The organism is Calothrix sp. NIES-2098, from assembly GCF_963875125.1.
GTDB lineage: Bacteria > Cyanobacteriota > Cyanobacteriia > Cyanobacteriales > Nostocaceae > Aulosira.
This window is the reverse complement of record NZ_CAWNKJ010000001.1, coordinates 1,105,763-1,128,322: the sequence shown is the minus strand read 5'-3', so window position 1 is coordinate 1,128,322 and position 22,560 is coordinate 1,105,763. Positions and strand designations below refer to the sequence as shown.

Annotated in this window: 22 protein-coding genes; 8 read left to right on the top strand and 14 right to left on the bottom strand. The window is 42.5% G+C overall.

The window, feature by feature from the left end; genetic code table 11:
- Positions 1-62 precede the first annotated feature (62 nt).
- From AACU33_RS04705 to AACU33_RS04680, 6 genes are all read right to left on the bottom strand, one after another.
- The gene (locus tag AACU33_RS04705; protein ID WP_096587269.1) at positions 63-812 is read right to left on the bottom strand and encodes an ABC transporter ATP-binding protein; all 750 of its coding nucleotides are present in this window, start codon (positions 810-812) and stop codon (positions 63-65) included.
- A gap of 15 nt (positions 813-827) precedes the next feature.
- Entirely contained in the window at positions 828-1,613 is a 786-nt protein-coding gene (locus AACU33_RS04700; RefSeq protein WP_096587268.1) for an ABC transporter ATP-binding protein, read from the bottom strand.
- A 3-nt stretch (positions 1,614-1,616) separates the two neighbouring features.
- Positions 1,617-2,129, bottom strand: coding sequence for a hypothetical protein (locus AACU33_RS04695; protein ID WP_096587267.1), 513 nt, complete (start codon positions 2,127-2,129; stop codon positions 1,617-1,619).
- Complete coding sequence (locus AACU33_RS04690) at positions 2,126-3,058, bottom strand: branched-chain amino acid ABC transporter permease (RefSeq protein ID WP_096587266.1); 933 nt, start codon at positions 3,056-3,058, stop codon at positions 2,126-2,128. The genes AACU33_RS04695 and AACU33_RS04690 overlap by 4 nt, the downstream gene beginning before the upstream one ends.
- Positions 3,059-3,140: 82 nt before the next feature.
- Positions 3,141-4,091 carry a branched-chain amino acid ABC transporter permease gene (locus AACU33_RS04685; protein ID WP_096587265.1) on the bottom strand — a complete coding sequence of 317 codons (951 nt, stop codon included), beginning with the start codon at positions 4,089-4,091 and terminating at the stop codon, positions 3,141-3,143.
- Positions 4,092-4,098: 7 nt separating this feature from the next.
- Positions 4,099-5,322, bottom strand: coding sequence for an ABC transporter substrate-binding protein (locus tag AACU33_RS04680; protein ID WP_096587264.1), 1,224 nt, complete (start codon positions 5,320-5,322; stop codon positions 4,099-4,101).
- Between the two features lie 261 nt (positions 5,323-5,583).
- On the opposite strand from AACU33_RS04680, the gene AACU33_RS04675 reads away from it, so the two are divergent.
- A complete protein-coding gene (locus AACU33_RS04675; protein ID WP_339375766.1) occupies positions 5,584-5,763 on the top strand; it encodes a hypothetical protein in 180 nt (59 codons plus the stop codon).
- 281 nt (positions 5,764-6,044) lie between these two features.
- Here the strand turns inward: AACU33_RS04675 and AACU33_RS04670 are convergent, their stop codons facing one another.
- The 5 genes from AACU33_RS04670 to AACU33_RS04650 all read right to left on the bottom strand — a co-directional run bounded on the left by AACU33_RS04670 (position 6,045) and on the right by AACU33_RS04650 (position 11,997).
- Positions 6,045-7,544: a mannitol dehydrogenase family protein gene (locus AACU33_RS04670; protein ID WP_096587262.1), complete on the bottom strand. Its 1,500-nt coding sequence runs from the start codon at positions 7,542-7,544 to the stop codon at positions 6,045-6,047.
- Positions 7,501-8,658, bottom strand: coding sequence for an ABC transporter ATP-binding protein (locus tag AACU33_RS04665; protein WP_096587261.1), 1,158 nt, complete (start codon positions 8,656-8,658; stop codon positions 7,501-7,503). Before AACU33_RS04665 ends, AACU33_RS04670 begins: the two co-directional genes overlap by 44 nt.
- 100 nt (positions 8,659-8,758) lie before the next feature.
- A complete protein-coding gene (locus AACU33_RS04660) occupies positions 8,759-9,580 on the bottom strand; it encodes a carbohydrate ABC transporter permease (protein ID WP_096587260.1) in 822 nt (273 codons plus the stop codon).
- 1 nt (position 9,581) lies between these two features.
- The gene (locus tag AACU33_RS04655; RefSeq protein ID WP_096587259.1) at positions 9,582-10,505 is read right to left on the bottom strand and encodes a carbohydrate ABC transporter permease; all 924 of its coding nucleotides are present in this window, start codon (positions 10,503-10,505) and stop codon (positions 9,582-9,584) included.
- A gap of 145 nt (positions 10,506-10,650) precedes the next feature.
- Entirely contained in the window at positions 10,651-11,997 is a 1,347-nt protein-coding gene (locus tag AACU33_RS04650; protein ID WP_096587258.1) for an ABC transporter substrate-binding protein, read from the bottom strand.
- 148 nt (positions 11,998-12,145) lie between these two features.
- Here AACU33_RS04650 and AACU33_RS04645 point away from each other — a divergent pair, with 148 nt between their 5' ends.
- From AACU33_RS04645 to AACU33_RS04620, 6 genes are all read left to right on the top strand, one after another.
- Entirely contained in the window at positions 12,146-12,949 is an 804-nt protein-coding gene (locus tag AACU33_RS04645) for an SDR family NAD(P)-dependent oxidoreductase (RefSeq protein ID WP_096587257.1), read from the top strand.
- A gap of 97 nt (positions 12,950-13,046) precedes the next feature.
- Complete coding sequence (locus AACU33_RS04640) at positions 13,047-14,018, top strand: sugar-binding transcriptional regulator (protein ID WP_096587256.1); 972 nt, start codon at positions 13,047-13,049, stop codon at positions 14,016-14,018.
- 171 nt (positions 14,019-14,189) lie between these two features.
- Positions 14,190-14,765, top strand: coding sequence for a globin domain-containing protein (locus AACU33_RS04635; protein WP_096587255.1), 576 nt, complete (start codon positions 14,190-14,192; stop codon positions 14,763-14,765).
- A gap of 302 nt (positions 14,766-15,067) precedes the next feature.
- Positions 15,068-15,886 carry a hypothetical protein gene (locus AACU33_RS04630; RefSeq protein WP_096587254.1) on the top strand — a complete coding sequence of 273 codons (819 nt, stop codon included), beginning with the start codon at positions 15,068-15,070 and terminating at the stop codon, positions 15,884-15,886.
- Between the two features lie 50 nt (positions 15,887-15,936).
- On the top strand, positions 15,937-16,821 hold the full coding sequence (locus AACU33_RS04625; protein WP_339375765.1) for an alpha/beta fold hydrolase: 885 nt from the start codon (positions 15,937-15,939) through the stop codon (positions 16,819-16,821).
- Positions 16,822-16,890: 69 nt separating this feature from the next.
- The gene (locus tag AACU33_RS04620; protein ID WP_096587252.1) at positions 16,891-17,355 is read left to right on the top strand and encodes a hypothetical protein; all 465 of its coding nucleotides are present in this window, start codon (positions 16,891-16,893) and stop codon (positions 17,353-17,355) included.
- Here AACU33_RS04620 and AACU33_RS04615 read toward each other — a convergent pair.
- From AACU33_RS04615 to AACU33_RS04605, 3 genes are all read right to left on the bottom strand, one after another.
- Positions 17,352-17,747: a nuclear transport factor 2 family protein gene (locus AACU33_RS04615; protein WP_096587251.1), complete on the bottom strand. Its 396-nt coding sequence runs from the start codon at positions 17,745-17,747 to the stop codon at positions 17,352-17,354. The genes AACU33_RS04620 and AACU33_RS04615 overlap by 4 nt on opposite strands.
- A 31-nt stretch (positions 17,748-17,778) precedes the next feature.
- Positions 17,779-18,159: a hypothetical protein gene (locus AACU33_RS04610; protein WP_096587250.1), complete on the bottom strand. Its 381-nt coding sequence runs from the start codon at positions 18,157-18,159 to the stop codon at positions 17,779-17,781.
- Positions 18,160-18,690: 531 nt separating this feature from the next.
- Complete coding sequence (locus AACU33_RS04605; RefSeq protein ID WP_339375764.1) at positions 18,691-18,825, bottom strand: hypothetical protein; 135 nt, start codon at positions 18,823-18,825, stop codon at positions 18,691-18,693.
- A gap of 469 nt (positions 18,826-19,294) precedes the next feature.
- Here AACU33_RS04605 and AACU33_RS04600 point away from each other — a divergent pair, with 469 nt between their 5' ends.
- The gene (locus tag AACU33_RS04600) at positions 19,295-22,492 is read left to right on the top strand and encodes a glycoside hydrolase family 15 protein (protein WP_445291748.1); all 3,198 of its coding nucleotides are present in this window, start codon (positions 19,295-19,297) and stop codon (positions 22,490-22,492) included.
- Positions 22,493-22,560: the final 68 nt, after the last annotated feature.

The following is a 22,560-nucleotide window of genomic DNA, read 5'->3' as shown; positions in this document are numbered from 1 at the left end:
AATTACCTCAGGGGTTGCATTTAAACAAATTGATTACAAATAAATTGGTAAAAAATATGATATTAACCCAAATAAGCTTTTTTAACTCGCTCATCGGTAATTAATTCGGATGCTGCACCTGTTAAAGTAATAGAACCAGCTTCTAAAACATATCCTCTATCGGCAATTTGTAAAGCTAAATTAGCATTTTGTTCAACTAATAAAATAGTCACGCCTGTAGCTCGTAAATTTTCAATAATTGTAAAGATTTCTCGGACGATCGCAGGTGCTAAACCCAAGCTAGGCTCATCTAATAGCAATAGTTGTGGTCTACTCATTAAAGCACGAGCGATCGCTAACATTTGTTGTTCGCCACCGCTAAGAGTTCCTGCTAGTTGATTGCGTCTTTGGGCTAAACGCGGAAATAGCTCATATTGATGTTCAATATCTGCTTTAATTTCTTTTTGATCGTTGCGAATATAAGCACCTAACAGTAAATTATCTAAAACTGTTTGCCTTGCTAATACTCTCCGCCCTTCCGGACAATGGGCGATGCCAAATTTAACCACCTCATAAGCTTGACGGCGAGTAATATTCCGTCCGCTATAGATAATTTGTCCGCTTTTAGGACTTATTATTTTAGATATAGCCCGGAGAGTAGTAGTTTTACCCGCACCATTAGCACCAATTAAAGTAACTACCTCACCTTTTTTAATGATTAAATTAATCTTTTTGAGAGCTTGAATGCCGCCATAATTAACATCAAGGTCTTGAACCTCTAAAATCGTAAAATCTTCTTTCTCAGCTAAATATCGGCGTTCATCGGCGTTCATCGGCGGTTACAATCCTCATCCACTACCCAAATAAGCTGCAATTACGGCTGGGTCATTCCTCACAACAGAAGGTTTACCCAAAGCGATTAATTGACCAAAATCTAAAACCGCAATGCGATCGCACAATCCCATAACTAAGGGTACATGATGCTCAATGAGTACGATCGTTAAATTGAAGCGCTCCCTGAGACTGCGGATAAATTCGCTGAGTTGCTGTTTTTCGCTGGGGTTCATTCCCGCTGCTGGTTCATCGAGGAGTAAAATTTGCGGTTCCAAAGCTAAAGCGCGGGCGATTTCTAAGCGACGCTGATCGCCATACGCAAAATTTTTGGCTTTTTCTTCAGTGCGATCGCGCAATCCCACTAGTTCTAATAATTCTAGAGCTTTCTTTCTACTTTTAGATTCTTCACGAGGCGCTGGTGGTAATCCTAGAACTCCTTTAAACATACCACTTTTTGTATGCAAATGTCCGCCGATGATGACATTTTCTAGTGCTGATAATTCCCCAAATAACCGAATATTTTGAAAAGTTCTAGCAATACCTAAACGCGCAATTTTATAAGGACGTAATTGTGAAATATCTCTACTTTGATAAATTAATTGTCCACCAGAAGGCGGAATTAAAGCTGTGATTAAGTTAAATAAAGTTGTTTTCCCCGCACCATTAGGCCCAATCAATCCAAAAATCTCATGTTGTTTTACTGCAAAAGATACATTGTTCACCGCTACTAGTCCACCAAAGCGGCGAGTTAGTGATTTTGCTTCTAAGACAATATTATTTTCTGTAATATTTTCAGACATTGTTTAGTTTAATTGTAATTCACAAGTTGCAGGTAGTGCATCAACTAACCAATTTCCAACGCGGAATTTAGGACTATCAACTCCAGTTTTAATTAGAACAATTCTTGATGACTGCGGACACTTCCAGCTTTGAGACTCAGGTGTTGCTGAGTACAGATATTCATAAAGTTTGACGTCAAAGGCATATCTGTTATTTGATAGCTTTTTACCAGAATTAATTTCAAAAGCTGCATGACTGGGGCTGGATGTACCAGAAATATAAATAGTTAGTTCATCCTCAGACATTTTCTTTTTCAGTGCAGGCGAAACTAGAGGTATTCCTTCTTGTACATTTCTCGTTTTCCAAGCATATAAAAATTTATCTGCTGTGAATAATGCCCTGACATAATCGGGATTGACCGATGTATTGGTGATAGGTTTAACTGGTAGCGCTTGAGTTGTGGTACATAAAAATAGTAAGGCGATCGCAGCCATTAATAATGCTTTTAATTTATGGGCTTTTTTGAATATTCTCATATTTGCTTATTTTTAACTTTGCGTTTTTTTAAGATATCTGGTGTCACCAGACCTTGAGGGAAAAAGATTGTTCCCACAACAATTAATAAGCCAAAAATAATTAATCTTCCATCTCGTAAAAATTGTGCTAACCAATTAGGTAATCCGCCTGTATCGGCTAGGCTGCGTAAAACTTCTGGTAAGGCTGTAAATACCATCCCTCCTACTATCGAACCTAAAAAAGTTCGAGAACCGCCAATTAACACGAAAGTTAGGTAGATAATACTAGCATCAAAAGTACCTTGACGGGCATTCCAAGTATTGAGAAAGTGGGCGCTAATTGCACCAACTACACCTGCAAGAATTGCTCCTAATGTAAATGCTAAAACTTTGTAGTAGGTGGGGTTAATTCCCATCGCACCTGCGGCTAATTCATCTTCACGAATAGCAGTAAAAGCCCTACCTACTTTAATGCGTTCTAGACGGTAAAATAAAACCATCGCAATTAAGAGTAATGGCAAAGCAATCCATAAATATTCGATTTGAGTTTGGAACGGTTGAGGAATGCCAAAAATCCCCACAGCACTGCCTGTAATTTCCAAATTGAGGGAGAGAACACGCAGAACTTCTACAAAAGCAATAGTAGCGATCGCTAAATAAATTCCTCGTAATCGTAATGTGGGAATTCCTATGACTACACCTAATAAACCGGAAATTACACCAGCAATTACCATCTCAATTAATAACAGCGGAATTGGAAATAGATCGCTGGTAGACGTAAAAACTTTGGTAGATAAAATTGCGGCAGTATAACCACCTAAAGCATAAAATCCAGGGCTTGCTAAAGATAGTTGTCCAGTCATTAATGGTAAGTAAAGCGATAGCCCAAGTAACGCCCCCAATACCATAGAGACAATTAGTGAACCGTAAGTAGAAAAAAATTCAGACATTTTTAATTGGTGGGCGAAATAAAGTTAATTAGTGAGGGTTGTCATTTGTCATTAGTTCATCTCACATTGGCGAATCTACTAATTAAACCTTCTGAATAAACCGCCGTCCTAGCAAACCTTGGGGTCTAACTATTAGCATGACAAATAAAATTGCAAATGCTACAGCGTCTTTATAGCCAGAATATTCACCTGGTACAAATGCTTCCACTAAACCAATGACTAAACCTCCTAGCACTGCACCAGGAATACTACCCAAACCACCCAAAACAATCACTGCTAAACCCCTTAAACCAAAGGCGATACCAAAATACGGCCCAGCAATACTGACGCTAGAAGCAACTAAAGTTCCCGCTAATCCTGCTAAGAAACTACTGATAAAAAATGTCAGCACAATAAAGCCATCGGTGTTAATTCCTAACAAACTGGCGGTGGTTGGATCTTCTGCGATCGCCTGCATTGCCTTTCCATATTTAGTACTATTGATAAAATAGGTAAGAATTGCAACAAAGACAACAGAAACAACAAAAATTACTATCTGCACGCTACGAATGGGGATAGGATTCTCTGGGCTACCAAAGTTAATCGAAGCTGGTAAACTCCCGTAAGCGCCTGCGGGATAGGTATAACTTTCTGCACCAACTAAATATTGGATGAGGTTCACAATTACCACCGCGACACCCAAGCTGGAAACTACTGTTAATAAAGGGTCAGATCCTTTACGGCGTAGAGGTTGGAAAGCAATGCGTTCCATCGCTACCCCCACCAACCCAGCCAGGCTACTACCTAAAATTAAGGCGATCGCAAATGGTAATTTTACAGGTAGCGTGGCATTAGCTAGCAAGCCATTAAATCCAAAAGTTCCACCCATGAGTGCATAAGTGAAATATGCACCCAGAGTAAACACTGCCCCATGAGCTAAATTAATAATCCCCAAAATGGAATAAACTAGCGTGTATCCCAAAGCAAAAATTGCATAAACGCTGCCAATAGATAGCCCGTTTAAAAATTGTTGCAGAAACAGATTTATATCCATATAGCAACTATTTTAAAAATGCGAATTTACCTTGACTGCCATCTTTGTCCATTTTGATTTGAGCTACATAAAAATCTTTTTGGACAACTTCACCGACAGGAGTAAAGGCAATTTCACCCAACGGCGTATTATATTTTCCTGCTAGTATCTGTTTGTTTAAGTCATTCCTTAATTGAGGTAAAGCTAATTTGTTAACTTTGGTCTTTTTATCTAAAGCTTGGAGCGCTTCTACATAAACTTGAACTGCGGCAAAAGCTTGGGCGCTAAATTGGGGCGGTTCTTTCTTAAATTGATCGCTATAAGCTTTCCGAAATGCCGAGTTAATTTCACCAGGATGTTCTGGACTGTAAGCTTGAGCAATGAGTACGCCATCACACAATGCTTTACATACTGGCAAAATATTGGAAGTATTCAGTCCATTACCACCAACGATTAAGCCTTTATAACCGAGTTCCCGCAATTGTCTAACTAAGTTCCCACCATCAGCTGCTAAACCAGAGATAATTACCAAATCTGGTTTCAGGTTAATTGCATTTGTGGCTTGGCTTTGAAAATCTGTATCGCTAGTTTGGAATTTTTGTACTGTCACCAATTCCAAACCTTGATCCTTTACAGTTTTTTGAAAAATCTCGGTTTCTGATTTACTAAATGCATCGTTTTGGGCAAAGAAAACTGCAACTTTTTTAATGTTGGGATTTTGCTTAAGTGCTGCTTTCACGGAATTAGGCGCGACAATAGAAACTGGTGCAGAAACGCGCGCTACATAATCACCAATTTCTGGAATTTTATTAGCAGTATTAGATGCGCCCAGTACTGGTACTTTAGCGCGATCGGCAACAGGGTCAGCACTAAAAGCTTGTTGTGACAAAGTAGGCCCCACAATACCGACAACTTTATCTTTATTAATTAAAGTTTGAAAGGCGTTAATTGCTCCATTTTCATCGCCGCTAGTGTCTTGAAACACCAATTTAATTGGAGTACCGTTAACACCACCTTTATCGTTAAAATACTTCTCAGCGATTTTAGCTCCAGCTACTTGTTCTTGACCAAGCAAAGCTACGTTACTAGTTTGGGCAAAAGCAATACCAATAGGAATTGCACCAGATGTATTTGCACTCTGAGTTTGGGAATTACTACCTGTATTTGTACTATTGCTAGCTCCACCACAGCCTGTTAGCAGTATAGTCAAACTGGTAATCAATGTAGTTGTCAGCGCAGTGGATTTTTTCATGGAGATAAAGTAACTATTTCTGGAATCATCTTTATTTGACCACAGGCTGGCAAAGGTTCCAAGAGTAGTAGGTCACTTTTGCAAATATCACTTCCTCCCGCAGGCTAGTAATATCGTATCTGGGGAAATATTTATGCTTGCCAAGAAGTAGGAATCCATACATCAGTCGGTAACTGGGTTTGAGTTTCACTCATTGTCTAACCCTCATGCCAGTAAGCTATATCTCTTTTAACTCACATTCCGAGTTTTTTGCTCGATAGTTTGACATCTGAAGTCCAACATCCGAGTTCGGAAGGGGAAGTTTCGGGTTTTGAAGTGGAAATTTGGAGTTCAGAGGCTCAACGTTGGTGTTCTCAAGGTGAAACTTGGAGTTCGGAAGGCGAAGTTCCAACCTTTTTACTCGGCCGTTCGAGTTCGGAAGGCGAAACTTCGAGCTTTTGACTCCAAAAATCAAGCTCAGAACTGGAAATGTCGAGCTTTTTACTCCAACATCCAACTTCTGAGCTTCAACATTGCACTTCAAAAGCGCGATCGCGGAGTTATTTTCTGCAATGCTAGCTTTTGAGACTTTATCTTGCGAGATTTACGGGCGAAACGTGGCTATTTGTGCGCCTACGCTTGTTTAATTAGGTTAGTGTTGTGCGATCGCATAAACAATCAAATTATTTAACGAACCGCAAAGGACGCAAAGAACGCGAAGGGAAGAATGAAAGGGTCGTGTTTCAATGTACCAAGGAGAATCGCGCTAGGGTTTCTTTCGCTCCCAACTCATACAATCGGCGTAAATGGTTGGTAACTGCATCGACAAAAGGCGCTGACTGAGATAAATCGCCAAAAATCTCGGTGAGGTTGAGTAATGGTTTGGGGTCTGAACCACTGTCACGAGCAAGTTGCGTTAAAGTACCTGCTATGGGGTCATCAATGGGGATGGAGTTACCTTTATCGTCCAGCCCGTTGAGGTAACGGAACCAAGCTGCTACTGTGAGGCTCATGTATTCAATTGCTCCTTTTTGGCGCAGGGCGTCACGGACTGAGCCTAAAACAAATTTTGGCATTTTGGCGGAGCTATTGAGGCAAAGGCGGGGGAGTTGATCGCGAATCTTGGGATTGGCAAAGCGTTCTATTAAGGTTTGTTTGTAATTATCTAAGTCAATTCCCGGTACGGGTTGGAGTGTGGGCGTAACTTCTGCCATTAAATTTTCGACGGCTTGCCTAATCATGGGGTCGGCCATCACTTCATGAACGTAGGTGTAGCCCGCTAATGTGCCGAGATAGCCAATTAACAGGTGACTGGCGTTGAGTAGCCGGATTTTCATCATCTCATAGGGATGAACATCGTTGGTCATCTGCACGCCCACGTCTTCCCAATCAGGTCTACCCGCACAAAATTCGTCTTCGACTACCCACTGAAGAAATGGTTCAGCCACAACAGGAAAGGCATCATCAATTTTAAACTGTTCTGCCACCATTTTGATATCGTCTGGAGTTGTGGCGGGAGTAATGCGATCGACCATGCAGTTGGGGAAGGTCACATGTTCAGCAATCCAACGTCGCAACTCTGGATCGCGCATTTCTGCATAAGCGGTCAACATTTCGTGGGCAATGTTGCCGTTACCTTGCAAATTGTCGCAGGATAATACGGTAAACGGTGCTATTCCCCGTTGACGGCGACGAGCTAAGGCGGCTGTCAAAAAGCCATATACGCCAATTGGCTGGTCGGGATTCTGTAAATCGTACTGAATTGTTGGATGATTAGCATCAAATTCACCGCTACCTTCAATATAGTAGTAGCCGCCTTCGGTAATAGTGAGGGTGACGATGCGGCATTTGGGATCTGCTAAGGTGTTAATGACGGCTTGGCGGTTATCTGGGGCAAAGAGATATTTTGTAATTGCACCAATGACACGAGCTTTGTCACCTTCGGGGGAACGTTCAACTAAGGTATACAAACAATCTTGATAGTTCAGTGCATCCCGCATTCGTTTGTCGAATTCTAGTAGCCCCACCCCGGTGATTCCCCAATCGCTGCCGGGATGCTGATGAAAGTAGTTATCGAGATATAATGCCTGGTGTGCCCGATGGAACCCGCCCACACCGATATGGACAATGCCGTTAGTAATTTGGTGGCGATCGTACTGGGGTACGCGGACGTTATTGCCTAAACGAGATAGGGAAGCTTCATTCAGCTTGATTGCTGAGTCTGCGCTGATATTGCTGTTCATGGGATTCATTCATGGTTAGGTGATGACGACGAGCTTTGGGAATGGCTTCACCGCTGCGATCGAACAAATGGCAAAGTTCGCCTTTAATGGATATAGGAACGAAATCGTGTAATTGGGCAGGCTCGTCTCCATCTGTTTGTACAATGATGGTTTCACCACCCGTAATCCTGACGTAGAGATAGGTTTCCCCACCCAGTCGTTCTACCACTAGTACTTCACCATTGATGCTGGGGTTATTAGCATCCAGCCGCAAATGTTCGGGACGAATTCCTAATGTGGCGCGATCGCCAGCCGACAAAGTTTTAGGCATCACCGGAATCATCACAGTTGCGTCACCAGGAAGTCTTACCGTTGTCCCAGAGTCAGTGACGGATGATACTGTCACCGGGATAAAGTTCATTTTGGGCGAACCAATAAATCCGGCAACAAAAAGATTGCGGGGATGGTGGTAAAGTTCTAGGGGAGAACCAACTTGTTCGATGATACCGCCTTGCAATACCACAATTTTATCGGCAAGGGTCATGGCTTCGACTTGGTCGTGGGTGACGTAAATCATCGTGGCTTGCAAGCTGTCGTGTAAACTGGCAAGTTCAATCCGCATCTGCACCCGCAAAGCTGCATCTAGGTTAGATAACGGCTCATCAAACAAAAATACTTTGGGATTGCGCACCAACGCCCGACCAATTGCTACCCGTTGGCGTTGTCCTCCGGATAGTTCTTTGGGTTTGCGGTTTAACAGCGGTTCTAGTTGCAGGATACGGGCGACTTCCCGCGCCCTTTCAATCCGTTGGGCTTTGGGCATACCCGCCAGCCGCAGGCTAAAAGCCATGTTCTCTGCGACTGTCATGTGGGGATATAAGGCGTAGGTTTGAAACACCATTGCCAAACCGCGTTTATCGGGGGGTACATCGTTGACTTTCTGCCCATCGATCAGCAAATCGCCAGCGGAAATTTCTTCTAATCCAGCAATCATGCGGAGTAGAGTGGATTTACCGCAGCCGGAGGGGCCGACGAAGACCACAAATTCGCGATCGTTAATGTCGAGATCTACGCCTTTGATGATTTCTGTGTCGGCGTAGGTTTTATGGATATCTCTTAAAGCAACTGTTGACATAAAATGTTTCGGTTAAGGGGGTTGAAGAAAAGAAATTCTCACGCAAAGGCGCAAAGACGCAAAGAAGAATACAAGAGTTTGTTCTAATTCCTTCTGCCTTCTACTTCACTGCACCGAATGTCAGGCCTCGGACTAGTTGGCGTTGACTTAGCCAACCGAAGATGAGGATGGGTGCGATCGCTAGTGTTGATGCTGCGGAAAGTTTTGCCCAAAATAATCCTTGAGGGCTGGAAAATGAAGCAATAAAAGCTGTGAGTGGGGCGGCATCTGCTGTTGTTAAGTTGAGGCTCCAAAATGCTTCGTTCCAGGACAAGATAATTGAGAGTAAGGCAGTGGAGGCAATTCCGGGCAATGCTAGTGGTAGCAAGACGTGAAGGAGTTCTTGCTGTGTGGTTGCGCCATCCATGCGATCGGCTTCGAGAATATCTTTGGGAACTTCTTTAAAGAAGCTGTAAATCATCCAAACGACAATCGGCAAGTTAATCAAGGTATAAATGATAATCAAACCGATGCGGGTATCTAGTAACCCAGCATTGCGACACAAAATGTAGATGGGGACTAGTACGCCGACAGGTGGCAGCATTTTCGTAGACAGCATCCACAGCAGAGTTCCCTTGGTGCGTTTCGTGGGGAAGAATGCCATCGCGTAAGCAGCAGGTACGGCAAGCAGTAATGCAAGTATGGTGGCTCCAAGGGAAACGGCTACGCTGTTAAATGCATAATTGAAATAATTTGCCCGGTCTTGGATAGCAACATAGTTTTCTAATGTCGGGCGGAAAAATAACTGCGGGGGTGTGGAAACTGCCGCGACTTCGGTTTTGAAACTGGTGATAAACATCCAGAAGATGGGGAAAAATAATAGAACAGCAACCAGCCACCCCAGTAATGTCCATAGCCAAAGCTTCGAGTTTTTACGTGCCATGTTAGGTATCCAAATTACGAGCAACACTACGCATCAAGAAGATTGCCACGACGTTGGCAAGGATGACGGCGATTAATCCACCTGCTGAGGCACCACCAACATCGAATTCCAGCAAGGCTTTAAGGAAGATGTAATAGGCGAGGTTGGTGGTTGCAAGTCCGGGGCCGCCGCCTGTGGTAACAAAGATTTCTGCAAAGATGGTGAGGAAAAAAATCGTCTCGATCATGGCGACCACAGAAATGGCGCGGCTGAGATGGGGTAGCATAACGAAACGAAAAAGAGCGATCGCATTTGCCCCATCCATTCGCGCTGCTTCTAACTGATCGCGATCGAGTGACTGAATGGCTGTTAGTAAAATTAGCAAAGCAAAAGGCAGCCATTCCCAAGAAACAATAATAATGATTGCCAGCAGAGGGACACTAGCAAACCAATCAATTGCCCCTAAACCCAAACCTGTAGTGATTTGCGCGAACAGCCCATTTACTGGATGCATCAGCATATTTTTCCAGATCAGGGCGCTAACTGTAGGCATCACAAAAAACGGCGAGATTGCTAACACCCTCGCCACTCCACGCCCATAAAAATCTTGGTCAAATAGCACTGCTAGTAATGTACCCAGCCCGATTGTAATTACTAGAACCGAAACAACCAAAATAATTGTGATGGCGATCGATGTCCATAAAGCTGAGTCAGTCAGGATGAACGTAAAATTTTCAATCCCGATGAATCTACGTGCCTGTGGATTCAGCAAGTTATACCGCTGAAAAGAAAACCATAAAGTCATCACCAGAGGCACAATCATCCACAGCAACAGGACAACGACCGAAGGCGCAACTAGAGGTAAGGTTGAAGCTTGCCGCTTGGTTCTTGGCCTCGCGGGTGGTGGCGTTTCCTGTTGAGGTTTTACCGCTAATGAAGAAGACATAATTTCAATTCAAAATTCAAAATTCAAAATGGCAGCACTTGCGCAAAATCTCTCTAAAACTTTCTTTCCTTCGTGTCCTTCGTGTCTTCGTGGTTCGTTTTTCCTTTTTCACCACAGAGACACAGAGGCACAGAGAAAACTTTTGTCACTCGATATAACCCGTGTGTTTCATGAAGCGTTCAGTCGATCTCTGCGATTGCTGCAACGCTTGGTCTACCGAAGTACGATTAGTTAATGCCGCTGCCAAAGTTTGCCCAACCGAAGACCCGATCGCCTGAAATTCTGGAATATCCACATATTGCACTCCCTTATACGGAGTTGGTTCTGCGGATGGATGGGTAATATCGGCAGATTGAATTGCTCTTAGCACGATATCCGCAAAGGGTGCAGCTTTGCGATAGTTGGGATTTTCATAGGTGGAAGTCCGAGTACCTGGTGGGACAGCAACCCAGCTATTTTCTTTTGCAACTAGTTGGATATATTCTTTTGATGTTGCCCAAGCAACGAATTTTTGTGCAGCTTCCGGTGATTTTGATGTTTTAGGAACTGCTAACGCCCATGCCCAAAGCCAATTTGAACCGTTGGGATATTTTTCAATTGGCGCACGGGCAAAGCCAACTTTGTCATAAACTCGCGATTCTTTGGGATTAGATAACAAGCCGGCAGCGACAGTTGCATCTACCCACATCCCGCATTTACCTGTGGAGAATAATGCTAGATTTTCATTGAAACCATTGGAACTGGCTCCTGGCGGCCCGTATTTTTGCAGCAAATCAACATAAAAAGCGATCGCTTCTTTCCAAGCTGGAGTATTGATCGTCGGTTGCCACTTCATGTCAAACCATCGTCCGCCATAAGTATTGACCAATGTGGAAACAAATGCCATGTTTTCACCCCAACCGGGTTTTCCCCGCAAGCAAACTCCGTAAACTCCATTGGCTGGATTATGGATTTTGCTTGCCCATTCTCTCATTTGAGGATAGGTTGGCTGTTCGGGAACCGTAATCCCAGCTTTATCAAACAAATCTTTGCGATAGTACAGCATAGAACTTTCCCCATAGAATGGCACGGCATAGAGTTTGCCATTGTTGGAAAGTCCTTGACGGATGGGTTTGAGCAGATCGTTTACGTCGTAGTCTGCGCCTAGATCCAAAGGTCTTAACCAATCCCGCCTAGCCCAAATCGGTGTTTCATAAGAACCAATTGTTAGGACATCGAATTGACCGCCTTGGCTGGCAACATCTGTGGTTGTGCGTTGGCGCAAGACATTTTCTTCTAGCACCACCCACCGCAATTGAATATTACGGTTAGCTTCCTCGAACTTGCGGGAAAGCCCCTGCATAACTACCATGTCGCCGTTATTCACAGTAGCGATCGTCAGCGTAGTTTTCTCTGCGGCTTGGGAGCGAGGCGCACAAGCGTGTAGCAATTGCGCCAGCATCACTCCTGCGAGAAATGCCACCAATACTTTAGCGAAGCGGGGGATACGCATCGCATTACTCCTTTGATGTAAAATATCGAACGGAGAAAATTTTTGATTTTATGCTCTAACTTTGAGTAAAAGCTCAATAATAGAATCATACCAACCACACTTCAATGACGAACATTTGCAACAATTCTTCAATAAAGAGGTTGAAACTATGGCAGCGAAAGCAACCTATGAATTTGCAGGTAAAACTATCCTAATTACAGGCGGTGCAGGCGATATTGGTAAGGCAACTGCACGCCGTTTTGCCGCTAATGGTGCAAGTGTCGCTCTGCTGGATTTGAATGAATCGAAGATGGCGGAGGTAGCTGAGGAATTGAAAAGTTACAACGTTCCCGTCGGCACATTTCGCTGTGATGTTACATCTGCTGATGATGTTGCCAAAGCTTTTACTAGTGCAGTGAAACAGCTTGGGCAGATTGACTATATATTTAATAACGCTGGTTATCAAGGAGCATTTGCCAAAACAGACGAATATCCTGAAGATGACTTTCAAAAGGTAATCAATATTAATGTTGTCGGCGTTTTCCACCTTCTCAAAGCAGCAGCACAGTATTTGCGTGATACGGGTGGAGGTGCGATCGTGAATATGGCAAGTTATGCAGGCGTTGTCGGCCCGCCAAATATGCTAGCTTATGGTGCTTCTAAGTTTGCCGTAATTGGCATGACTCAGACAGCAGCGAAAGATTTAGCACCTTATAATATCCGGGTAAATGCGCTTTCTCCTGCGCTGATTGGCCCTGGTTTTATGTGGACTCGGCAAACAGAATTGCAAGCCGCAGTAGGTTCTCAGTACTTTGATTCTGACCCCAAGGTGGTTGAGCAACAGATGATTAATTCAGTGCCAATGCGGCGTTTGGGAAGCTTAGAAGAAGTGGCGAATGGGGTAGCATTTCTTATGAGCGATGAGGCAAGCTACATTACTGGATTTAACTTGGAGGTAACAGGTGGTCAATAGATATTTCCAGTTATTGAGCAAAAGTTATATCTTTGGGCATATACTCAAAAAGATGCGATCGCTCCTTTGGTAGTGACATAGTTTTTAAAGGTGGGATATGGGAGAAGCTTTCTTGGATCGAAGAGATCGCAAGTTGGATTTAGCTGCTCATGCTGCTTGGCTGTATTACATCGCCGGTAATACACAAGAGGAAATTGCAGCCAAGCTTAATGTATCCCGGCAGGCTGCACAACGCTTAGTTGCACTGGCGGTCAGTGAAAAATTAATCAAATTCCGGCTCGATCATCCTTTGAGCGAATGCATTGCGCTGGCTGAGTCCTTACGCGATCGCTTTGATCTGTCGCTGTGTGAAGTCGTGCCAACTGATGCAGGCAGCAGCGATACACTCAATGGAATTGGTGTATGTGCTGCGACCCACCTAGAAGCTTACCTGATGGCGAAAACTCCAACCATACTGGCTTTATCTTCTGGTCGCACATTACGAGCAATGGTGGAGCAAATTCCCTCAATGAACCAACCCCAACATAAAATTGTGTCAATTATTGGGAATATGTCCCACTATGGACGTGCAGGTCGCCACGAAGTTGTGATGCATTTATCCGATCGCGTTGGTTCCCAAGCTTACCCAGTACCGACTCCGGTTGTGGCGACTAGCATTGAAGAACGCGAACTTTTGCAGACACAGCGCTCTTTTATCGTAGTCAAAACTCTGGCAGAGCAAGCTAAAGCAACCTTTGTGGGAATTAGCCATATTGCTTGGAATGCTCCGTTACATCAAGATGGCTTTATCAATGACGATGAAGTAGCTGAATTAATTGAACTAGGCGCAGTAGGAGAAATTGCAGGTTGGGCTTACGATGCTCAGGGTGTGTTGTTACAAAAGGGAACAAATAACCGAGTTGCTAGTGTTCCACTCGAACAACCTGCGCAACGATTGATTATTGGAGTAGCAGCAGGTGTAAAAAAGGTAGAGGCGATGCTGGCGGCGCTGCGTGGTAAATTAATTACCGGACTGATTACTGATGAAGCTGCTGCTCAGGGGATTCTGGCTAAAATTGCGTCAAGCTAGAAAAACTCAAATAAGTGTACTTGGTAGTTAAAAATATCAATATAACCAAGTTTTAGCTGCTATTTTTGCAAGCATATAAAAGTTTACCAAGCTCTGCTTTTATTTTCGAGGAGAGGTTTATAAAATCAGTATACAAACAAATACTGTTGCCTAAGTTTGGGTAACTTAAAAATGTCTACAGAGCATTTTGATACCACCAAATACTACCCATCCTATGTCAATCCAAATCCTCAATTGACACCTGGACAATTTCGTCAAATCCAGAATTCTTGGAAGCTAGTTAAAGATGGTGAATTTGATGATTTTAAACAGCAGGAATTGATTTCCGACTCATTAGGTTTTTGGGGATTAGAGTTTTACGACACACTATTTGAACTAGATCCAGCCCTGAAACCTCTGTTCAAAAACAAGTTTAATCAAAGCCGAATGCTGACGCAAATGGTTGATGCGGCCTTGGGTCTGTTACCGGGTACTATAGACCCAGTTTTAGGTGAAGAGAAGACAGAAATAGATCCTCAACTCATACCTATACTAGTAGACTTGGCATCAAAGCACGTTTCCTATAACGTAAAGGCAGGTCATTATGAGACTGTAGGTTTGGCACTCGTCAGTACTTTACAGAAAACATTAGGAAGCAATTTTGATGTGGAAACTAAAGCTGCGTGGGTAGAGCTTTGGTCTTTGATTTGTACGGTGATGATTCCTGAACATATAAAGAAAGCTCAGGAATTAGGCGTAGATGTATAAATTACAGTTCCTAAGAATTCAATGTTTTAAGAATGTATAGGTTTCAAGTTTGATTATTAAAAGAATCCGTAGGGGAGCTACTGTATTGGACGGGTTTCCAAGGTAGCCGCTTGCGGGGGTTCCCCCCGTTGTGCGGACTGCCGTCGGCTTAAAGCAAGTGGCGTTGGGCATTGCCCACTCTACAGATACTTAAATTTTTTCAAAAATCAAATACGATTCCTATATATCCCAGATTTGGCATTATGGATTAAAAAATACTGCGATCGCACTAGCGAATTAAGCAGTTCTCTAGTTGATAAATAATGCATATCTCCCAAGCACCATATCGCGAACTATTTGATGCGATTCTGAGTTATCAAGGAACCGATCTCTATTCCGAGATATTACTTCCCTGGTCTAAAAATGCCAAGGCAATCAAGGCTTGGTTAAAGAATTTTGCAGCCAGAAGCGGTTCTCCAATACCAGAAGCATCAATTGAGGATTTGTGGCAACTTTATGCGCTTTCCCGTGTCAACGATTTATTAATCCAGCATCTTTGCGATCGCAATACCGAAATTGCAACTTCAGAAGCAGAAATTACCAACAGTAATTATTTGGAATTTATGCGATCGCTAGGTTTCGAGGTAGTAAAAGCCAAAGAATTTTCGCCGTTCTATCATGAAATTGTTCGAGCGATCCAAGATGAAGAACCTCATGCAGAAATAACTGTTGTTAGTACATTGTGGGATTCTTTGGTACTAGGTGACATGATGTTTTCTCGTGCTGGTACTTGTGTCGCTGGTGGTAGAGCAAACATTAATAAATCAATTGCTGAAGAGTCAACGCTTTACTGGACTTATCGTAGAAAGACACGAAAATGCCAAGACCTTTCCTATGGTTGGGGAAGCAATTCTCAGTGGCGAACAAGTTTTCGCCGAGATTACAAGATTAATAATCTTATTTACTACAATGTTGACGGCAAAAACGATCTAAATTTGGGTGAGTGCGATCGCACTGAACTTGATGATTTAGAATTGCAAGAGCGAATTGAATTAGTCAAGCATCGGTGTTTTGTTACGGTCAATAAACCTCATGAAGATTTGTTTCCCTATAACGATCGCTATTGCGAAATTCAACAATAAACTAATTGACGGGAGCGATACTGAACTAGAACAGAGCATAAGTTTATAGTATGAATAATCTTGTGACACCACCGCAAAGACGAGCAAGAATGCAACTGCAAGATGGTCGTATCCTCGCTTGGTCGGAATGGGGAGATGTTGACGGAGTTCCAGTTTTATTTTGTCCTGGCGCAGGAATGAGTGGATGGCTTGGTTTTGGCGCGCAAGATTTGCCAGATCTGGGTTTGAAACTGCTCGCCATTGACCGCCCTGGCTTAGGTTTATCCGATGCGCATCCTCACAAAACTTTGTCTTCTTGGGTGGATGACACGCGCGAGTTGATTCAGTGCCATAATCTCGATAATGTTCTGGCTGTTGGTTTCTCTCAAGGCGCACCCTTCGCTTTTGCTCTCGCAGGAGAGAGCTTGGTGAAGGCGATCGCAATTGTGTCGGGACAGGACGAACTTATCCATCCGCATATAAAACCATTGTTACATCCAGATGTGGCAGGGATGATTGCGGCCGTTCAACAAGATCCTGTGGAGTTCGAGCAGCAGTTTTCGCAGATGGCTACGCCGGAAGGGCTATGGCGGTTAATTATTGGGATGAGTGGGGAATGCGATCGCAGATTATATGATAGTGAAACTTTCGGCAAAGCATATCAGCAAGCGTTGCAGGAGGGTTTCTCCCAAGGCGCACAGGGATACGTGCGAGACCTTGTAAATACCTTCAGTTCATGGCCTGTGAAGTTAGAGAATATTACCGTTCCTGTAGATCTCTGGTATGGTGGTGCAGATACTAGCACGGTTCACTCCCCAGATTTTGGCGCAACTCTGGCTTCACGCTTACCGAACGCTTCCCATACTGTCGATCCAGAAGCAGGCGGTTCGATTCTCTGGACGCGATCGCGGGATATCCTCACAAAATTGAAATCTTATATCAATAAACTCCCTTAGTCCATCAGCCCTAATTCCAGCCCTGCAAGTGATAGGATGTTGGAGTAGCTGCTTGACTCCTTGCCATCGATGACTAAACCATTGGATGAAGCGCTTTCGGTTGAAATTTCTCAACGCATCAAAAGTAAAGCCAAAAAAACCTTTGATAATGCTTACAAAGCAGCACTGGCGACTGAGAAAGCAAAGTACGTCCAGGGATTTTTAGTGTTTCCTGGTAAGCCATACCAACCCATAGAACACGCTTGGATTGAATTAGACGAGTCGATTGTCGATCCCAACCTACCACATCTGCAACAGAATCCCCAGCAGCTTTTCTACTATCCGGCGGAAAGCTTCACTGTCAAAAGACTAAAAGCAATTATCGAAGAATCTCAAGAAGATTATCCCGAAGATGACCCCCTACCGATCTATGGCGACCCACCTTATGAATATTATGGTGATGTGATGTTGGGCGGTCAAAATTATTTGACTGCATATCAAGCCGCAGAGGTTAAAAGCAAAGAAATTAATCAACCAAATCTAGACAATAATTAAGGTTTGCCATCGCTACCAAAGTATTCTCGATAGCTGCAAATTTTATCATCACGCACGCTAAAGGAAACTGCTACTCGATTTTGATAAGGTTGTCCTAGTAAGAGTCCTTCATCTTGAAACTCAAACACCACGGTCGTTTGATTACTGGTAACGCGGTCTAGGGAAGTCAACGTGATACCGGGATGAAAACACGCAGTTACATACTGAAAAAACTCTTCAGCTCGTTCTTTCCCTTGATTCCAACCTTGAAATTTACCTATGGGAAACCAAAAGGTAAAATCTTCGGTCAGCATATCGAGAAAATTTTGCCATTCGCCTGTTGCTAGACCGCGTGTAAAATGTTCAAATGCTTGCTGGGCAACTTTTAAAGTATTTTCGGAATCTTGGCTCATCATTTTCTCCAAGCACAACTGATGCCAAGATTTATTCTAAAACTGGCGATCGCTCCTGCACAAACCATTCGTGGTATAAAATTGCTACAAAGAAATCTTCACCCATAACGCGATCGCAAACTGCCACAAAACCTGAAAAAAAAGGGTCATCGTCAAAAGTTGTGTCCTTAAGAAATAAAGTTAAGGACTTACCATCAATACTAAAAATTGCCCGGAGAATTGTAATATTAGCGTGATGGGACTTGCCTACAGGTAAAAGCACAGGATGCCCTTCCACCATCATAAACTCTGGCTTTGAGCATCGCAAAACTGCCGCCCAATCTTCTGGCCCTTCGTGTTTTGCGATGGTTCTATCCCATCGTACAGACTGAATTTTCTCTAAGGTTTCCTGGGATAAATCCACCAGTCTCATTTTTAGTTACGGTGTCTCAGCAAGTATAAAAGCGTATTCTCTAGTTTAAACCCATATCTATGCTTATATCAGATTTTTCAAATAGATGTATCTTTGCTCACCTATAGATAAGCTTTCATAGTAGCTCATTGTTGCAAAAATCATATTGAGTGAAATCTGGAGTTTTTCGATAATGTAAAAACTCCAGATTTCAAATTGCTACAGATAGGTAGTATGGAATCAGGAATAATAATTTTTACCTGTGATTTAAGGAATTAGTATTAATAGATAATTTAGTAGTCCGATTAAATACATTCCTTGGCGATTAGCAGTTGTGGTTGATTTTACACGCATACTAATCCCACAGGATAAAGTTTTGAAATTCAGCGTTTATATTAGTATGCACCCATACACGTGATATAGAAGAGTATTTTTTTAAGAACTTCAAAACCAATTGAGATTGTATACTAGCGAATCTAATTCGCTAAAGAATTGCAAAATATTACCTAATTCCCCTATTTAATACCTAATCGTCGCCATAAATATTAAATTTCATCCTGTAACGCGCTTCAGCGAACCATCAGCATATAGTTCTAATGGTACTAGCTCAATTTTGCCGTTAACTTTAACTTGAGAGTAAACTACTTTGACTAATGGAGCATGATTTTGGTTATAACGTACAGACATAATTACTTACCCTCTCTATGAATCTTTGTTGTTCAGAGGTTCTTTTACTCATAATCTACTCAATTTTTTCTAGAGTAGGTTTGCTTCTTTTGAATGATTATTTATCCTACTTTAGAATTATTGAAAACATTTTAAAGTTAGATGTTCCCTGGACTGTTTAAGATAAAGATTACAACAAATTTTAATCTCGGATATTAAGTAGAAAAACGGAAGTAAATGTAGTTTCTGTAAAGACATCTGAGCTTGACTTATACTCTCTGCTGTCTTATATCTCCGAATTTCTTGACGCCAATCTACTTAGTTCATTAATAATTCTGCAACTAGGAGACTAAGAACAAGAGATAATAATAAACCTATACCGCCCTCAGCTGTTATACCATTGCCGCTAACAGAAGATGTTCTGGCTTGGCTTACATCTTTAACTTCACAGCTACAGGGTCAATTTCCGCAAGTTGCAGCCAATAAAATCATGGACACTACCAAATTGTATGCTCGCTTAGAGACTTACTATCAGCAAATCAAGACAATTATTCTGAGTCGTCAGAATCCGATTACTGGTTTGTTACCTGCGAGTACGGCTATAACGGCTCACGGTGATTATACAGATGCTTGGGTAAGAGACAACGTTTATAGCATTTTGGCAGTTTGGGGTTTAGCACTTGCATACCGCAAAATTGATGAGAATAAAGGTTACACCTATGAATTAGAACATAGCGCGATCAAGCTGATGCGTGGATTGCTATTTGCAATGATGCGACAGGCTAATAAAGTAGAACAATTTAAACATACTCAGTCACCATTAGATGGGTTACACGCTAAATACAACACGGCTACTGGTGATATTGTCGTAGGTGATGATGAATGGGGTCATTTACAACTAGATGCTACATCAATATTTTTGTTGATGCTGGCACAAATGACCGCTTCGGGATTGCAAATAATTTATACACTTGATGAAGTAAATTTCGTCCAAAATTTGGTTTATTACATTGGACGAGCTTATCGTACACCAGATTACGGTATTTGGGAACGCGGTAACAAGATTAATCGCGGTAGTGCTGAGTTAAATGCAAGTTCTGTAGGGATGGCGAAAGCAGCTTTAGAAGCCATCAACGGACTAGATTTATTTGGGGTGCGTGGAAGTCAAGCATCAGTGATTCACGTGTTACCCGATGAAATTGCCCGCGCTCGGATTACATTAGAATCTTTATTACCGAGAGAATCTGGCTCGAAAGAAATAGATGCAGCGTTATTGAGTATTATTAGCTTTCCAGCCTTTGCTGTAGAAGATGAGAAACTGCGATCGCGCACTTTTAACGATATCATTAACAAACTCCAAGGCAAATACGGCTGTAAACGCTTCCTCCGCGATGGACACCAAACTGTTTTAGAAGATACCCAACGCTTACACTACGAACCTTGGGAATTAAAGCAGTTTGAGCATATTGAATGTGAATGGCCTTTATTTTTCACTTATTTGGTACTAGATGGATTGTTCCGCAATGACAAAGCACAAGCTCAACATTACCAAGAACTTTTAGAATCATTACTCGTAGAACGCGATGGCTTGCAGCTATTACCAGAACTTTATTATGTTGCAGAAGAGAACATTGAAGCCGAAAAGTTAGCACCCCAAAGTCAACCTCGTTTACCTAATGAAAATGTTCCTCTAGTGTGGGCGCAAAGTTTATATTTTCTCGGACAAATGTTAAGTGAAGGTTTGCTAGCAGTTGGCGACATTGACCCTTTAGGCAGACACTTGCGTATAGGAAAAAATCGGGAATCTATCGTACAAATTGCCTTAATAGCAGAAGATGAAGATTTACAAGAAAAACTCGAAGTTCACGGAATTGAAACCCAAACACCCAAGCAATTAGAACCGATTCAAGTCAGGAAAGCTGGTGAGCTTTCAGCTATTTATACTCAAATTGGCCGCAACGATAAACTCGGTTTAACAGGGCGTCCAGTGCGGCGGTTGCGGAGTTTGACGACATCGCGCATCTTTAAGATTCGCGAGCAAACAGTAATATTTTTACCTTCCTTTTTGGATTCTCAGCAATTTTATTTAACTCTTGATTATCATTTTTTGCTGGATCAAATTAGAGGCGAACTTGCTTACATTCAAAAGTATTGGAGCGATCTAGGTCGTCCTACCCTGACTTTAATGTTGACTAATACCATGTTAGAAATTGGTTCTGAGACATTATTAGGATTAATGCAAGAACTGAAAGCTGGTGTTTGTAATGGCGTACAGGTAAAATTAGGGCGATTAAACCAATTAATGCTGACAGCTGCAATCCAAAGAATTGATTTTCTCCAAGATGACGAATTTTCCCAACCATCAGTTAAAGATGCGGCACTACATTGTTATTATTTGGCATATCATCCAGGGAAAAACTGGGCATTAGAGCATACCCAAGAATTCCAAATGGAATGTGAAACTAACTTGGGATTATTGCTATCTTCCTTACGAGCATCAGAGAATATTTACGAGCAAATTGAGTTATTGCAGACTTTGACGCGTTTGCAAGGATTAGAGTTTGATACAGGTTTTGGCGGGCCGAAATCTGCTGTGACAGTAGACGATTTACTCAACGAAGTATATACCAAAGCCGGAGATTCAGGTCTTTGGGCAATAGTCCGCCGTGCTGCGGGGTTGCGACAAATGGTGGACATTAGTTTGTCAGATGTCGTCACCAGTATTATAGTCAGGGGTAAGCAAATTTCTGTAGGTAAAGCTTACAGCGAAGATTCGTTAATAGCTGTGCCGATGTCTCACAATGAAATTGCTGAGAAAATCAACCATTTTTGTCGTGAAGATATCCGCGATCGCGTCCTCACTCAAGAAATTATTATCTACTTGGGTGTGCTGATCAGATCGGAACCGGAATTATTTCGAGGACTGCTGACACTAAAAGTCGGCTATCTCATCTTGTTAATTACCAGCAAACTAGCCAGAGAATTACGGGTGACTCAAGATGAAGCCTACGAATACTTAATGCAACTTTCGCCCTTTGAAGTCAAAACACGATTGCAAAATGTATTAACTGAATACGCAGGTATGAGTAACCTGTTGCGTCAGCAAGAATCACTTCATGTCAAGCAAAAAGAAAGCGACATTGATTGGGTAGTCGCGCTACCAATGGAAAGTGAAATCGAAGTTCCCGCAGGCGGTTGGCGAAGATTCCGTCAAGCAGGAGGCGCAACCGGACGCGTACCCAAGGACTTTTTTCAACAAGTTTGGCAATTAATGAAGCATTGCAAAGGCCTAGTGATTGGCGATAAGCTAGAACGCCGCAATCGCTTGGATAGTGAATTGATGTTGTCAGAAATGACACCAGGCGAAAGGAATTTTGCTTTATTAGTCGAGCATCTGCTGAATAAAATTGAAGCTCCAGAATATCGACAAGTCAATATTGAAGCCTTGATTGAATTATCTGCGATCGCCGTCAATAACCCTACCCTGCAAATTGAGGAATATATCGTCTTGGATGTCTTAATTGGTCATGCAGTCAGACTAGCATGGTTAGATGCCCATCCCGAACGCGGCGATCGCTATGATGAAGATAAAGCGAATGCATGGCGATCGTTTTACAACACCTCGCCTAGAGATTGCGCTAGTTATATCCTCAAGGCTGTCAGGTTCTTGACCGAATTTGTCAAATAGTTATAACCTACTCGCGACACGAATAATTTGGTGCATTGACAAACATCCTTATTATCCACCTTAATCGG

Bases quoted from the DNA above. Each gene is read 5' to 3' on its own strand.
- AACU33_RS04640 (WP_096587256.1), top strand. From the start codon at position 13,047: ATGGGAGAAGCTTTCTTGGATCGAAGAGATCGCAAGTTGGATTTAGCT.
- AACU33_RS04625 (WP_339375765.1), top strand. From the start codon at position 15,937: ATGAATAATCTTGTGACACCACCGCAAAGACGAGCAAGAATGCAACTG.
- AACU33_RS04700 (WP_096587268.1), bottom strand. From the start codon at position 1,613: ATGTCTGAAAATATTACAGAAAATAATATTGTCTTAGAAGCAAAATCA.
- AACU33_RS04635 (WP_096587255.1), top strand. From the start codon at position 14,190: ATGTCTACAGAGCATTTTGATACCACCAAATACTACCCATCCTATGTC.
- AACU33_RS04660 (WP_096587260.1), bottom strand. From the start codon at position 9,580: ATGGCACGTAAAAACTCGAAGCTTTGGCTATGGACATTACTGGGGTGG.
- AACU33_RS04655 (WP_096587259.1), bottom strand. From the start codon at position 10,505: ATGTCTTCTTCATTAGCGGTAAAACCTCAACAGGAAACGCCACCACCC.
- AACU33_RS04600 (WP_445291748.1), top strand. From the start codon at position 19,295: ATGGACACTACCAAATTGTATGCTCGCTTAGAGACTTACTATCAGCAA.
- AACU33_RS04650 (WP_096587258.1), bottom strand. From the start codon at position 11,997: ATGCGTATCCCCCGCTTCGCTAAAGTATTGGTGGCATTTCTCGCAGGA.
- AACU33_RS04610 (WP_096587250.1), bottom strand. From the start codon at position 18,159: ATGAGACTGGTGGATTTATCCCAGGAAACCTTAGAGAAAATTCAGTCT.
- AACU33_RS04685 (WP_096587265.1), bottom strand. From the start codon at position 4,091: ATGGATATAAATCTGTTTCTGCAACAATTTTTAAACGGGCTATCTATT.
- AACU33_RS04690 (WP_096587266.1), bottom strand. From the start codon at position 3,058: ATGTCTGAATTTTTTTCTACTTACGGTTCACTAATTGTCTCTATGGTA.
- AACU33_RS04665 (WP_096587261.1), bottom strand. From the start codon at position 8,658: ATGTCAACAGTTGCTTTAAGAGATATCCATAAAACCTACGCCGACACA.
- AACU33_RS04680 (WP_096587264.1), bottom strand. From the start codon at position 5,322: ATGAAAAAATCCACTGCGCTGACAACTACATTGATTACCAGTTTGACT.
- AACU33_RS04645 (WP_096587257.1), top strand. From the start codon at position 12,146: ATGGCAGCGAAAGCAACCTATGAATTTGCAGGTAAAACTATCCTAATT.
- AACU33_RS04695 (WP_096587267.1), bottom strand. From the start codon at position 2,129: ATGAGAATATTCAAAAAAGCCCATAAATTAAAAGCATTATTAATGGCT.
- AACU33_RS04615 (WP_096587251.1), bottom strand. From the start codon at position 17,747: ATGAGCCAAGATTCCGAAAATACTTTAAAAGTTGCCCAGCAAGCATTT.
- AACU33_RS04630 (WP_096587254.1), top strand. From the start codon at position 15,068: ATGCATATCTCCCAAGCACCATATCGCGAACTATTTGATGCGATTCTG.
- AACU33_RS04620 (WP_096587252.1), top strand. From the start codon at position 16,891: ATGACTAAACCATTGGATGAAGCGCTTTCGGTTGAAATTTCTCAACGC.
- AACU33_RS04705 (WP_096587269.1), bottom strand. From the start codon at position 812: ATGAACGCCGATGAACGCCGATATTTAGCTGAGAAAGAAGATTTTACG.
- AACU33_RS04605 (WP_339375764.1), bottom strand. From the start codon at position 18,825: ATGTCTGTACGTTATAACCAAAATCATGCTCCATTAGTCAAAGTAGTT.
- AACU33_RS04670 (WP_096587262.1), bottom strand. From the start codon at position 7,544: ATGAACAGCAATATCAGCGCAGACTCAGCAATCAAGCTGAATGAAGCT.